Annotated in this window: 16 protein-coding genes; 4 read left to right on the top strand and 12 right to left on the bottom strand. The window is 59.1% G+C overall.

Going from position 1 to position 13,305, the window contains the following annotated elements; genetic code table 11:
• Nucleotides 1-33 precede the first annotated feature (33 nt).
• Both ACZ1HA_RS06860 and aroQ read left to right on the top strand, forming a co-directional pair.
• Nucleotides 34-1,758: a bifunctional sulfate adenylyltransferase/adenylylsulfate kinase gene (locus ACZ1HA_RS06860; protein ID WP_472713364.1), complete on the top strand. Its 1,725-nt coding sequence runs from the start codon at nt 34-36 to the stop codon at nt 1,756-1,758.
• A gap of 194 nt (nt 1,759-1,952) precedes the next feature.
• A complete protein-coding gene (aroQ, locus tag ACZ1HA_RS06855) occupies nt 1,953-2,393 on the top strand; it encodes a type II 3-dehydroquinate dehydratase (RefSeq protein ID WP_472713363.1) in 441 nt (146 codons plus the stop codon).
• An 89-nt stretch (nt 2,394-2,482) separates the two neighbouring features.
• Here aroQ and tsf read toward each other — a convergent pair whose 3' ends face one another.
• Both tsf and rpsB read right to left on the bottom strand, forming a co-directional pair.
• On the bottom strand, nt 2,483-3,358 hold the full coding sequence (gene tsf / locus ACZ1HA_RS06850; RefSeq protein WP_375227757.1) for a translation elongation factor Ts: 876 nt from the start codon (nt 3,356-3,358) through the stop codon (nt 2,483-2,485).
• 80 nt (nt 3,359-3,438) lie between these two features.
• A complete protein-coding gene (gene rpsB / locus ACZ1HA_RS06845; RefSeq protein ID WP_375227758.1) occupies nt 3,439-4,236 on the bottom strand; it encodes a 30S ribosomal protein S2 in 798 nt (265 codons plus the stop codon).
• 259 nt (nt 4,237-4,495) lie between these two features.
• On the opposite strand from rpsB, the gene ACZ1HA_RS06840 reads away from it, so the two are divergent.
• On the top strand, nt 4,496-5,074 hold the full coding sequence (locus ACZ1HA_RS06840; RefSeq protein WP_472713362.1) for a PA14 domain-containing protein: 579 nt from the start codon (nt 4,496-4,498) through the stop codon (nt 5,072-5,074).
• Between the two features lie 16 nt (nt 5,075-5,090).
• Here ACZ1HA_RS06840 and olsA read toward each other — a convergent pair whose 3' ends face one another.
• From olsA to ACZ1HA_RS06825, 3 genes are all read right to left on the bottom strand, one after another.
• Entirely contained in the window at nt 5,091-5,912 is an 822-nt protein-coding gene (olsA, locus tag ACZ1HA_RS06835) for a lyso-ornithine lipid O-acyltransferase (RefSeq protein WP_472713361.1), read from the bottom strand.
• On the bottom strand, nt 5,909-6,673 hold the full coding sequence (olsB, locus tag ACZ1HA_RS06830) for an L-ornithine N(alpha)-acyltransferase (protein WP_472713360.1): 765 nt from the start codon (nt 6,671-6,673) through the stop codon (nt 5,909-5,911). Before olsB ends, olsA begins: the two co-directional genes overlap by 4 nt.
• Before the next feature lie 129 nt (nt 6,674-6,802).
• Entirely contained in the window at nt 6,803-6,985 is a 183-nt protein-coding gene (locus tag ACZ1HA_RS06825) for a DUF3553 domain-containing protein (RefSeq protein WP_375227762.1), read from the bottom strand.
• Nucleotides 6,986-7,013: 28 nt separating this feature from the next.
• Here ACZ1HA_RS06825 and ACZ1HA_RS06820 point away from each other — a divergent pair, with 28 nt between their 5' ends.
• On the top strand, nt 7,014-7,610 hold the full coding sequence (locus ACZ1HA_RS06820) for a histidine phosphotransferase family protein (RefSeq protein WP_375227763.1): 597 nt from the start codon (nt 7,014-7,016) through the stop codon (nt 7,608-7,610).
• Between the two features lie 6 nt (nt 7,611-7,616).
• Here the strand turns inward: ACZ1HA_RS06820 and ACZ1HA_RS06815 are convergent, their stop codons facing one another.
• The 7 genes from ACZ1HA_RS06815 to ACZ1HA_RS06785 all read right to left on the bottom strand — a co-directional run bounded on the left by ACZ1HA_RS06815 (nt 7,617) and on the right by ACZ1HA_RS06785 (nt 13,290).
• The gene (locus ACZ1HA_RS06815; RefSeq protein ID WP_472713359.1) at nt 7,617-8,882 is read right to left on the bottom strand and encodes a glutamate-5-semialdehyde dehydrogenase; all 1,266 of its coding nucleotides are present in this window, start codon (nt 8,880-8,882) and stop codon (nt 7,617-7,619) included.
• A gap of 45 nt (nt 8,883-8,927) precedes the next feature.
• A complete protein-coding gene (gene proB, locus ACZ1HA_RS06810; RefSeq protein WP_472713358.1) occupies nt 8,928-10,052 on the bottom strand; it encodes a glutamate 5-kinase in 1,125 nt (374 codons plus the stop codon).
• Nucleotides 10,040-11,074 carry a GTPase ObgE gene (gene obgE, locus ACZ1HA_RS06805; RefSeq protein WP_472713357.1) on the bottom strand — a complete coding sequence of 345 codons (1,035 nt, stop codon included), beginning with the start codon at nt 11,072-11,074 and terminating at the stop codon, nt 10,040-10,042. Before obgE ends, proB begins: the two co-directional genes overlap by 13 nt.
• Before the next feature lie 35 nt (nt 11,075-11,109).
• A complete protein-coding gene (locus ACZ1HA_RS06800; protein ID WP_472715292.1) occupies nt 11,110-11,646 on the bottom strand; it encodes a GNAT family N-acetyltransferase in 537 nt (178 codons plus the stop codon).
• Between the two features lie 2 nt (nt 11,647-11,648).
• Entirely contained in the window at nt 11,649-12,251 is a 603-nt protein-coding gene (locus ACZ1HA_RS06795; protein ID WP_472713356.1) for a LysE family translocator, read from the bottom strand.
• Nucleotides 12,252-12,346: 95 nt separating this feature from the next.
• On the bottom strand, nt 12,347-12,616 hold the full coding sequence (rpmA, locus tag ACZ1HA_RS06790; RefSeq protein WP_375227768.1) for a 50S ribosomal protein L27: 270 nt from the start codon (nt 12,614-12,616) through the stop codon (nt 12,347-12,349).
• A gap of 11 nt (nt 12,617-12,627) precedes the next feature.
• The gene (locus ACZ1HA_RS06785) at nt 12,628-13,290 is read right to left on the bottom strand and encodes a 50S ribosomal protein L21 (RefSeq protein WP_472713355.1); all 663 of its coding nucleotides are present in this window, start codon (nt 13,288-13,290) and stop codon (nt 12,628-12,630) included.
• Nucleotides 13,291-13,305 lie beyond the last annotated feature (15 nt).

Here is a 13,305-nt window from a genome sequence, read left to right as displayed (position 1 = left end):
CTGCGCAATTTTTCAGTGAACAAAGAGACCATTATGAGTAACGCCAATCTTGCACCTATTCCTGAACTCTATGTTTCCCACGATTCCGCACAGAAACTGAAAGCGGAAGCTTCAGGGCTGATCAGCCATGACCTGTCTCCGCGTCAGATCTGCGATCTGGAACTGCTCATGAATGGCGGCTTCAATCCACTGCGCGGATTTCTGTCCGAGGAAGACTATAACTCCGTGGTCGAGAACATGCGGCTGGCGGATGGTGCGCTGTGGCCAATGCCCATCACGCTTGATGTCTCGGAAAAGTTCGCGGAGGGCCTTGAGATAGGCCAGGACATTGCCCTGCGCGATCAGGAAGGCGTGATCCTGGCAACGATGACAGTCACAGACCGCTGGACTCCGAACAAGTCGCGCGAAGCGGAAATGGTTTTTGGCGCAGACGACGACGCACACCCGGCCGTCAACTACCTGCACAACTCTGCCGGCAAGGTGTACCTCGGCGGGCCAATCACGGGCATTCAGCAACCGGTGCACTACGATTTCAAAGCGCGCCGTGACACACCAAACGAAATGCGTGCCTATTTCCGGAAGCTCGGCTGGCGCAAGATCGTAGCGTTTCAGACACGGAACCCATTGCACCGCGCGCACCAGGAACTGACGTTCCGCGCCGCACGCGAAGCACAGGCGAACCTGCTGATCCACCCGGTTGTCGGCATGACCAAACCGGGCGACGTGGACCACTTTACGCGCGTGCGCTGCTACGAGGCCGTGCTGGACAAATATCCGGCAGCAACAACATCCATGAGCCTGCTGAACCTCGCCATGCGTATGGCAGGTCCGCGCGAAGCTGTCTGGCATGGCCTGATCCGAAAGAACCATGGCTGTACGCATTTTATCGTCGGACGCGACCATGCCGGACCAGGTAAGAACTCCGCCGGAGATGACTTTTACGGCCCTTATGACGCGCAGGAACTATTCCGTGCACACGAGGCGGAAATGGGCATCGAAATGGTCGATTTCAAACATATGGTCTGGGTCGAGGACCGTGCACAATATGAGCCGATGGACGAGATCCAGGACAAGGACAGCGTCACTATTCTGAATATCTCGGGCACAGAACTGCGGCGTCGCCTCAGAGAGGGCCTGGAGATCCCGGAATGGTTCTCATTCCCGGCCGTGGTCAATGAACTGCGGCGCCGTTATCCGCCACGAAATCAGCAGGGTTTCACGGTGTTTTTCACCGGTTTCTCCGGTTCGGGCAAATCAACGATCGCAAATGCGCTTCTGACCAAACTGATGGAAATGGGCGGACGTCCGGTCACGCTGCTGGATGGCGACATCGTGCGTAAGAACCTCAGCTCGGAACTTGGCTTCTCCAAAGAGCACCGCGATCTGAACATCCGCCGGATCGGCTATGTCGCATCGGAAATTACAAAGAACGGCGGTATTGCGATCTGTGCGCCGATTGCACCTTACACGACAACACGAAGAGCCGTGCGCGAAGATGTCGAGCAGTTCGGCGCATTCATCGAAGTGCATGTTGCCACATCAATCGAAGAATGCGAGCGCCGCGACCGCAAGGGTCTCTATAAAATGGCGCGCGAGGGCAAGATCAAAGAGTTCACCGGTATTTCGGATCCGTACGAAGTTCCGGAGAACCCGGAGCTCCGTGTGGAAACAGAAAACGTCGACGTCGACAACTGCGCGCATCAGGTTCTTCTGAAACTCGAAAGCATGGGTCTGATTTCGGCCACAGGGAGCTTCTGAAGAGTTTTCCGGAAAGTGGCGGTTTATCAATGACCTGGCAATCCTTATAATTTACATAATACAGATTATACAAACTACATGTGTCACACAGAGGTCGCGGTTGCGGCCTTTGTTGTTTGCGATGACGTACCGTGCTGGACAGACACCAGACCCCCTGTTTAAGGGTCTCAGTATAACCATGAGAGCGTTTTACTATGACATCTTTGCTGATCCTGAACGGCCCGAACCTGAACCTCCTCGGGACACGGCAACCTGACGTATACGGCCGGACGACGCTGGCTGACATCGAATCGATGTGCAAGAACCACGCACAAGCCATTGGGATCAATGCGGAATTTCAACAATCAAACCATGAAGGCGCACTGGTCGACAGCATTCACGCGGCGCGCGGGACACATGACGGCATCATTCTGAACGCCGGTGCTTATACACACACCTCAATTGCCCTGATGGACGCCCTCGCCTCGGTCGAGCTGCCCGCTGTCGAACTGCACCTCAGCAACGTGCACGCACGCGAGGAATTCCGCCACACGTCTTATATTGCGAAGGTCGCGGTCGGTATCATCTGCGGCTTTGGCGCCCGGGGATATCTGCTCGCAATGGATGCGCTGGTCTCGCATCTTACGAAAGACTGACGCTTTAATTACGAGCGGTTAAGTATTGAATTAAATAAAAAAGAGCCCCCCGAGGCGCTCTTTTCCGTTTTGTCTGAATGACTGAAAGATCAGCCTTTGGCGGCTTTCGCAACTTCAGCTGCAAAGTCTTCTTTTACAACTTCGATGCCTTCGCCAACTTCAAGGCGCACAAAGCCAGTGATCGTTGCGCCGGCTTCCTTGGCCGCATCGCCAACCGTCAGGTCGGGGTTCACAACGAAAGACTGGTTCACCAGCGTGACTTCGGACATGTACTTTTTCATGCGGCCGACGATCATTTTTTCGATGACCTGCTCAGGCTTGCCGCTTTCGCGCGCGATGTCGATCTGAACCTGCTTTTCTTTTTCTACGACAGCCGGGTCAAGGTCATCCTCAGACAGCGATGCCGGGTTCACAGCTGCGATGTGCATCGCAACCTGCTTGCCGAAAGCTTCGTCGCCACCCTGCAGACCAACCAGAACACCGATCTTGCCCATGCCCGGTGCGGCCGCGTTGTGCACGTAAGACACAACCGTTTCCGCATCGATGGCCGACATACGGCGTACAGACATGTTTTCGCCGATCACGGCAACGGCGTCGGTCACTGTCTGCTCAACGGTTTTGCCGTCCAGATCAGCCGCTTTCAGCGCATCCACGTCGGCCTGACCCAGTGCCACACCCGCGATACCTGCAACCATTTTCTGGAAGTCAGCGTTTTTGCCCACGAAGTCTGTTTCCGAGTTCACTTCGACGGCGACACCGTGTCCGCCCTCGACTTTAACGGCCACAAGACCTTCGGCTGCAGTCCGTCCGGACTTCTTGGCAGCCTTGGCAAGGCCCTTGGTCCGCAGCCAGTCAACTGCTGCTTCCATGTCGCCGCCGTTTTCGGTCAGTGCTTTTTTTGCGTCCATCATGCCTGCGCCGGTGCTGTCGCGCAGTTCTTTGACCATAGATGCTGTAATCGCCATCTCAGGTTCTCCTTTAAACTGATAGGTTCCGGGGCAGGTGCACCCTGCCCCGTATGTCATGCGTCAGACAGTGCCGGGTTTCAGGCCTCGGCGGGTGTCTCAGCAGCAGCTTCAGCCGGCGCTTCTTCTGCAACAGCTTCTTCCGCAGGTGCTTCTTCCATGGCGCCAAGGTCAACGCCTGCCGCACCCAGTTGTGCAGACATACCGTCGAGCGCCGCACGGGCCGCCAGATCGCAGTACAGCGCAATGGCACGTGCCGCGTCGTCGTTGCCCGGAATAATGTAGTCGATGCCGTCCGGCGCGCAGTTGGTGTCGACAACGGCCACAACCGGGATACCCAGTTTATTGGCTTCGGCAACAGCCAGCGCTTCTTTTTTAACGTCGATGACAAAGAGCAGGTCCGGACGTCCGCCCATTTCGCGGATACCGCCAAGGGAAGCCTGCAGTTTGCCCTGGTCACGTTCCATGCCCAGACGCTCTTTCTTTGTCAGGCCGGAAAAGCCCTGTTCCGCCTGCTCATCAATCGCTTTCAGACGGTTGATCGACTGGGACACGGTCTGCCAGTTGGTCAGGGTGCCGCCGAGCCAGCGGTGGTTCATGTAATATTGTGCGCATTTTTCTGCGGCATCTGCGATCGGCTGCTGCGCCTGACGTTTAGTGCCAACAAAAAGTATGCTGCCGCCTTTTGCGACGGTTTCACGGATCACATTCAGCGCCGCGTCCAGCATGGGAACGGTCTGTGTGAGGTCCATGATGTGGATGCCGTTGCGCGCGCCGTAAATGAAGGGACCCATGCGTGGGTTCCAGCGCTGTGTCTGGTGGCCGAAGTGAACGCCGGCTTCGAGCAGCTGGCGCATTGTGAACTCTGGAAGAGCCATGTGCGTATACCTTTCCGGTTTTATCCTCGGCGGGGGCATGACAGTTTTCTGCCAACCGGCGGACCTTTGGGGATGTCTCCCCCAATAAGCCCAAACCCCGCCTGCGGGTTTCAGTGCGCGCCGTATAGGACAGGTTTGGCACTGCTGCAAGCCCCGATTGGCTGTGACGGCACGGCGCTCTTGCCAGCAGGCAAATCCGGCCCTTAAAGTAGCCCGGAAAAAGGCCGCACAGATGGCCTCATAACCACCGGGAGTAAATATGAACACCATCCTGAAAGCTGTTACAGTCTCGGCTGTACTGTCTCTGCCAGGCGCCCTTTCCGCGGAGGTCCTGAACCTGACGCCGGCCGATCCGCAACCCGGCGCAGGGTCTCTGTCACCGGGTCTCGCCGTTGAGTATGCGTATCCAAGCGATGTCCGCACAGTCAGAGACGCCAAAAGAGCGCTGGACCGCCGTTCTGAAAAGGGTCCCGCGCTGCGCGGCCTGTCCTATGATGACACCAAAGAAGGTGCTCCGACAATGACGGCGAAGAAACCGATGAAGGTGGCCGCCGCCATCACCGGGTACATCAAATTCGACGCTGCGGGCTCGTATACACTCGACTTTCTGAACAATGACGGGCTGGAGCTCTTTATTGGCGGCCAGCTCGTGGCAGATTATGACGAGGTCCATGCCTGCGGGTACGCGGGTGAAATGGAGGTCGAGGTGCCCAGTGCGGGATACTATGCACTCGAAGCCACCTATTTCCAGCGCAAAGGCACGGCCTGTCTGATGATGGAATGGGGCCCGGACAGCGACGGGCTGGAACTGGTTCCCGACAGCGCGTTTTTCCACTGATCCCCGCCGGGAGCGTTCAGCCTGAATGAGCGCTCCTGACGGCCGCTTCGCAGGCTGCCGCCAGTGACTTGCGGTTATCAAAGTCGCGCACCTTCAGAGGCGGATGGCAGACGATATCTGCCGCGCCGCCACCGCCATACGCCAGTACATGCAGAAAATGGCCGCCGAAGGTCATGTCGCCCCACCAGCCGAAAAAACGCGGGTCCTGCCCTTCTGGCGCATGATAGATCAGCGTGACCGGCTGAACGGCAAGTGTGTCGCGCAGCTCTTCTGCATAGAACGCCGCAAAGAGGGTGGTTTTGAAAGGCAGCACGCTCCGGCCATCACTGCTGGTCCCTTCTGGAAAAAACAGCAGGCGGTGCCCCACCGAAAGCCGCGTTCTGAAGAGATCGGCCTGACGCGCTGCCTGCGCGCGCGACCTTTCGATGAACACAGTGCCCGTTGCACGGGCCAGCCAGCCGATGCCGGGCCAGCCGGCGACCTCAGCCTTTGAAACGAAATAGATGCGTTTCACAGCATTCAGCACGAAAATATCCAGCCAGCTGGAGTGATTGGTCACAACAGCCCCCTGCCCCTGTGTCACCTGCCCGGTGACGCGAAGGCGGATCCCGAGCAGCCGCAGCGCGTTCCGGCACACGAAAACGGTGATGAACGGGGTCACAGGGCGTTTTTCGCCAAAAACGGGGCGCTCGATCAACCGAAGCAACAGCATCAGCACCAGACCGCCCAGCACCAGACACAGCAACGGCACACCGCGCAAAACGATCCTGGCCCACCCTGCGGGCCCTGGCGGCGGCATGTCCGGCGGTGGCGCATCGCCATACCACGTAGGCGTCATGCAGCACCGCCCTGATAAAGCATGGCCTGACGGTCATTCATTCGGGCCGTGTCCAGGATCAGGCACACATCGGTGGTATTGAAGGCGTGATCAACAAAGGCCCCCTCGCCCACAAAACCTCCAAGACGCAGGTATGCTTTTATCAGCGACGGCACTCTGACCATCGCCTTCCTGCGGTCCAGCTGATCTTCCGCGATCAGGTCCATGCGCTGAAACGCCCCGGCCTGCGCCCGGACCCTCAGGTCGGGCGGCGCAAGGTGTCTGTGATGCAGCAGGGAAAGCGGCTCGGCCAGATCCTCCACGTCGGTGCCATGAAAACTGGCGACACCGAACAGAACATCGATCCCATGATCGCGGATATAACCGGCCAGCCCGCTCCATAGGTGATACATCGCCATGCCACCCCGGTAATCCCGGTGCAGACAGGAACGGCCAAGCTCCAGCACCTGACGCCCGGCCCCCAGCAGCTGCGTCAGGTCGTATTCGTCTTCGCTGTAAAACTGTCCTGCTGCCCGCGCCTGATCTGCGCGCATCACCCGGTACACACCAACAATCCGGTCGCTTGTGTGGTCCGTCAGGATCAGATGATCGAAAAACGGGTCAAAGCGGTCTCTTTCAAGCCGCGCATCGTGGTCGACCATCGGGCCGCCACCGCCCAGCTCCTCGACGAATACATCATACCGCAGACGCTGCGCCGCGCGCAGTTCGTCATCCGTGGCAGCAAGTCTGACCGAAAATCTTGGCGCGGCGCTGTCGGTCATATCGGCGTTAACATCCAGGGTCGGTTTAGGATCGGAATTTTCATAAGGAATTCAGCATTCCTGCGCAACGCGACACAGTTGCACCGGTTTACAATCACCTGAAGAGCGTTAACCATTTGGAAAGGATGTTCAGCCATCAAAGACGGGGATCAGAGCAATACGGGCGCTATCAATGACGACCTTACCTTCGTCGCGGAAATTCACGGTCACCCGGCCACCGATGTTACTTTGCACCTGTCCGGTGCCCCAGTCAGGCTGTTCAGGATGACGCACCAGCATGCCCGGCGACAGAATTGCGTTAAGATCTTCCATTGCACCACACACCTGCAGGAGACGACAGATGGGCAAAAGTGACGTAAACCTCGCCGCATTGATCGGCAGCCGCATCTGTCATGACCTGATATCGCCAATCGGCGCGATCAACAATGGTCTGGAACTGCTGGGTATGGCCGGCGGCGAAACCGGCCCGGAAATGGACCTTATTCAGGAAAGTGTCGGGAACGCCAGCGCGCGGATCCGGTTTTTCCGGATTGCCTTTGGGGCTGCCGGGGAACAGATGATGGGCCGCGCCGAAGTCGTGTCCATCCTGCGTGATCTGATGGAAGGCGCACGTCTGACGGTCGCCTGGGGACCGATGGATGCACAGCCCCGCGCCGAGGTCCGGATGGCCTTCCTCGCGCTTCTTTGCGTCGAAGCAGCGATGCCCTATGGCGGGCGGATCGAAGTGAGCGTCGAAGCCGGACAGTGGACACTTCATGGCCGCGCCGACAAGCTCAACATTGACGAACCTCTGTGGAACATCCTGGCAACGCAGGAGCCGCCAACAGACCTGCGTCCGGCACAGGTTCAGTTCGCCCTGCTGCCGCTCGTGGCCTCAGATGCAGGTCGCCGGGTTGTCACCGAAATCGCGACAGAAGATCTGCGCCTGAAGTTCTGAGCGTCCTCAGGCCCGGACCGTACCGTCTCCCTTGACGATGTATTTGAAGCTGGTGAGCTGCGCCGCGCCGACAGGGCCGCGCGCATGCATCTTGCCTGTGGCAATACCGATTTCTGCGCCCATACCGAACTCTCCCCCGTCCGCGAACTGGGTGGAGGCATTGTGCATCAGGATGGCGGAATCAAGCTCGTTCAGGAACCGTGATGCCACTGCCTCGTCCTCGGTGAGGATACAATCCGTGTGACTGGAGCCAAACTCACGGATATGTGCCATCGCTTCATCCACCCCCGAAACGGTCCGCGCGGCGATGATCATATCGAGGTATTCCTGACCCCAGTCTTCCGGAACTGCCGCCCGGATGCCTTCGATGCCGGCCAGCTTTTCGTCGGCCCGCACTTCCACGCCTGCATCCATCAGCGCCTGGAGCAGCCCGCGACCAACCGTCAGGGCCACGTCCTCGTGGATCAGCAGACACTCAGCCGCGCCGCAGATGCCGGTCCGCCGTGTTTTGGCGTTCAGCACCACCCGCAGCACCTTTTCAGGGTCCGCCGCAGCATCGATGTAGATATGCACGATGCCTTCCAGATGCGCAAAGACAGGCACACGGGCTTCCTTTTGCACGAGGCCGACCAGTCCTTTGCCACCCCGTGGGACGATGACATCAATTGTGTCCGTCATTGTCAGCATCTCGCTGACTGCCGCGCGGTCACGGGTCGGCACCAGCTGGATCGCGTCCTCCGGCAGACCCGCATCGCGCAGACCCTCGACAAGGCAGGCATGCAGTGCAGACGAGGAATGGAAGCTTTCTGAGCCGCCCCGCAGAATAACGGCATTCCCTGCCTTAAGGCAGAGAGCACCTGCGTCGGCGGTGACATTCGGGCGGCTCTCATAGATCACGCCGATCACGCCCAGCGGGGTCCGTACACGCTGGATATGAAGACCGCTGGGCTGGGTCCAGTCCGCAATTACCTCTCCAACCGGATCTGCCTGAGCAGCCACCGCACGCAGCCCGTCCGCGATCGCCGCGATGCGGTCATCGGTGAGAAGCAGACGATCCATCATGGCATCGGTCAGCCCCTTCTCGTGCCCGTAGGCCATATCCTGCGCATTGGCTGCCAGAATGTCTGCTTTGCGCGCCATCACGCAATCCGCCGCAGCCTCAAGCGCCGCCCGGCGCCGGTCTGCCGGCGTCGACGCAAGCACTGAGGCCGCCGCTTTGGCACGACCGCCGATCTCAGCCATCAGGGCAGGGATATTGTCCATGTCTTTCATCGCTTTACGCCTTCTTTGGCCTTCAGTTTTCCGGGTGCGTGATCATCACGCGTCAGCAGTGGTCTGCAGCGCCATATCGTCCCGGTGCACGAGTGCAGCGCGCGCAGGATAACCGAGAATACCCTCTATTTCATGTGATTTCCGGCCACAGATTTTCCGGGCTTCGTCGGCCGTATAGCGGGCAAGCCCCTGCCCCAGCACATGGCCCGCCGCATCTGCAATCTCAACAGGGTCACCGCGACCGAAAGTACCGGAAACACCGGTTACGCCCGCCGCCAGCAGGCTCTTGCCACCACGAAGCGCCCGGATCGCACCGTCATCAAGGGCCACCCGACCACGGGGTTTCATGGCCGCAATCCAGCCTTTTCGCGCAGCCTGTGGATCCGTCACGGCCGTGAACCAGGTCGCATTGGCCCCGTTTTCAAGCGATTTCAATGGGTTGCTCACCGAACCTTCAGTAATCGCCATGGCACATCCGGCGGCGGTTGCGGTGCGCGCGGCCATGACCTTGGTCTTCATGCCCCCTTTGGACAACCCGGACCCTGCATCACCCGCCATTGCCTCAATGTCAGACGTGATGCGGTCGATCACCGAAAACCGGGTCGCGTCCGGGTTCTCTGCCGGATTGGCAGAGTAAAACCCATCCACATCCGACAATAGGATGAGCTGATCAGCACCCACTGTCACAGCAATCTGCGCGGCCAGACGGTCATTGTCGCCAAAACGGATCTCGTCCGTTGCGGTTGTGTCGTTCTCGTTCACGATGGGTACCACACCCATCGACAGCAGTTGCTCAAGGGTCGCCCGGCTGTTCAGATAACGCCGGCGGTCGGCGCTGTCCTCAAGCGTGACAAGAACCTGTGCTGTGGTGATCCCATGTGGCGCCAGAACCTCTTCGTAGGCGCGGGCAAGCCTGATCTGGCCCACCGCGGCAGCCGCCTGTGATTGCTCAAGCGCCAGTTCTGTTGCGGGCAGACCCAAAACACCTCGACCCAGCGCGATGGAACCGGAAGACACCAGAACCACCTGGCATCCCTGCCCGCGCAGCCAGGCCACATCAGCTGCAAGCGACGCAAGCCATTCCTGACGCAGCGCACCGGTGTCACGGTCAACAAGCAGTGCCGAACCGATTTTGGCAACCAGACGCCGCGCCTTGGTCAGGGACGCCATGGCTCTGCCTCCTCCACAGGTTTGTGGCGCAGACGGTCGTCGTCAATCTGAGCCCGGAGGCCGCGGAGCACATCGGTTACACCTTCCCGCGCAACACCGGACATCAGCATGACAGAACCACCTGCAGCCTGTTCCAGCTCAGCGCAGGCTGCTTCCCGTTCTTCATCGTCCAGCGCGTCGATCTTGTTGAGCACTGTCACACGGGGTTTCTCCGCCAGATCACCGCCATAAGCTTCGAGCTCACCGATGATTGTCGCGTAATCCGCAGCAATCGTTTCTGACGTGCCGTCTACCAGATGCAACAGCACAGCGCAGCGCTCAACATGGCCCAGAAACAGATCGCCCAGCCCCCTGCCCTCAGACGCCCCTTCGATCAGACCGGGGATGTCCGCCACTACGAATTCCGTGTTGTCGACGCCGACCACTCCAAGGTTCGGATGCAGTGTCGTAAACGGGTAGTCCGCGATCTTCGGGCGCGCATTTGATGTCGCAGCGAGGAATGTGGATTTGCCTGCATTGGGCAATCCCAGCAGGCCAACGTCCGCAATCAGCTTCAGGCGCAGCCAGAGCGTGCGTTCCACGCCATCCTGGCCGGGGTTCGCGCGGCGGGGGGCCTGGTTGGTCGCCGATTTGAAATGCAGATTGCCGAAACCGCCGTTGCCACCGCGTGCAAGCTGTACCCGCTGGCCGACTTCGGTCAGATCCGTGATCACCGTTTCCTGGTCTTCGTCCAGTATTTCCGTACCAACAGGCACCCGCAGAACGATGTCATCGCCATCCTTACCGGTGCGCTGACGCCCCATGCCGGGCTGTCCGTTTTTGGCAAAAAAGTGCTGCTGGTACCGGAAATCGATGAGCGTGTTCAGACCCTCAACGGCTTCCGCCCAAACGGACCCGCCTGTGCCGCCGTCGCCACCATCCGGACCGCCGTATTCAATATATTTCTCGCGGCGGAAGCTGACGCAGCCACCACCACCCGCGCCGGACCGGATGTACACTTTGCACAGATCGAGAAATTTCATGTCCGTTTCCTAGCGCGCGCCGCGGGCGGGCTCAATTACAGTTTTCGCGTGTAGGTCCACGTGGACACAGTCGTATCCCGCGCCAGCGAGAAGCTTTCCGCATCTCCCAGATACTCAAATCCGCAATGCGTGAGAACCCGTGCCGAGGCCGGATTGTCCTGAAATACACTCGCAAACATCGTCTTGTTCTGCATCGGGTTGGCCTCCACCAGCGCCTGAACTGCATCAGACGCCAGCCCGGTGTTCCAGTACGGCGGTGCAACCCAGTAGCTGACTTCCGACTGCTCACGGTCCATGCGTTCCAGCGAGATAATACCCATCAGCTCCGACGCCCCGGCCTTGGTACCGTCAATCGCCCAGATATCCTCGTCCCGCTCGTCATCCATCGCACGTGCGACATAGGCCTCGGTCATGCCGGGCGGAACCGGATGAGGTATTGATGTGGTCATACGCGCCACACGTTCATCGCCGCCATAAAGCTCAATGAGACCCATGTCAGAGCGTCTCAGCGGGCGCAGATCGAAACGTTCCGTTTCTATCGCCGCCTGAACCGGGATCTTTTCCATTTCCATCGTCATGTCCCTCCTCCGAACAGTACGAACAGAACCGAAGCGACGGTCAGCGCCGCCAGGGTCCACATAAGATAGGGTTCCGCAGCCGTTCCCGCTACGGTCCGCGCAATCGCATCACCAGCAAGTGTCCACATGGGATGCAGCAACAGCTGACAGCCGAGCAATACAGCGGCAATGGTTGCTGTCGCCTCAATCGCTGACGTCCCCGGCGCCACAAAGGCTGTGAAACCGCCGACAATCATTGCCCATGCTTTGGGGTTGAGCGGATGCACGATCAGCCCGGCCACAAATCCCGGGGCCTCGCCCTCTCCCCGTGTCGCGCCAAGACGCAGGTTGGCCACCTTCCACGCCAGCCAAATAATGTAGGCCGCCGAGGCGTATTTCAGCAGCGTAAAGACAAGAGGCGCGCGTTCCGCCAGTTCCATCAGGCCAAAACCCACCGGCCAGATCACCAGTTGCTTGCCCAGGGCAACGCCCAGAACAAACGGCAGTGCCGCCCGGAAACCATACCGCGCACCTGTCGCCATCAGGGCCATATTGGCAGGCCCCGGCGTGCCGACCTGACTGGCGGCAAAAATCGCAAAACTGGCAACGGCTACAGACATGGTGGTTGTCCTGAAAGTCCCTTCTGGCTGCAAAGAAAAAGGGGACCGGCGGTATCGCCGATCCCCCTGAGTGTTTCATGTCCCTGAGGAAGGGCTTATTCTGCGGCCTCCGCCATTGGCAGAACAGAAATGAACGTACGGTTTTTGAGCCCCTTGTGGAACTTGACCGCGCCATCGACTGTCGCAAAAATCGTGTGATCCTTGCCCATGCCAACGCCTTCGCCCGGCCAGAATTTGGTGCCGCGCTGACGTACGATGATGTTACCGGCAATAGCCTCCTGGCCGCCGTAGAGTTTCACACCAAGGCGACGACCTGCTGAGTCGCGGCCGTTACGGGATGAACCACCTGCTTTTTTATGTGCCATCTGGTCTCTCCTTAGCCTTTAGCCAGTTCTTTGGCCTGGTCGATCCAGCCTTCACGCTCGATCCGGCCTTTGAACGACAGTTGCTCGTCCATAGCAGCTACGTCCGCGTCGGTCCATGCTGCGATCTGGGCGAATGTTGTGACGCCGGCAGCGTGCAGCTTTTTCTCAAGCGCCGGGCCTACGCCGGACAGTTTCTTGAGATCATCCGCGCCTGCAGCGGCCTTGGGTGCTTCTGCTTCGGCGGCTTTGGCTTTCGCCGGAGCTTTTTTCGGAGCGGCCTTCTTCGGGGCTGCTGCCGCAACGGCAGAAGCCGACACCGAACCCGCACCCATGGCAGCTTTTACGCCGGACTTGTCAGCACCGGATGCCAGGATGTCTGTCACTTTGACCAGAGTCAGTTTCTGACGGTGACCCTTTGTCCGCTTGGAAGAGTGCTTCCGGCGGCGTTTAACGAAGTTAATGACTTTCTCGCCTTTGACCTGATCGACGACTTCGGCCTGAACGCCTGCGTCTTTCACGAAAGGTGCGCCTACGACGGTTTTGTCACCGCCGAGCATCAGAACTTCGTTGAATTGAACTGTTTCGCCTGCGTCAGCTGCCAGTTTCTCGACACGGAGCATATCTCCGGCCTGAACTTTGTACTGCTTGCCGCCGGTCTTAAGAACCGCAAACATGCGTCTTTCCTTTTC

Source organism: Roseobacter sp. S87, assembly GCF_055693285.1.
The sequence above is the reverse complement of the archived record's forward strand: the minus strand, read 5'-3'. Positions and strand labels throughout refer to the sequence as shown.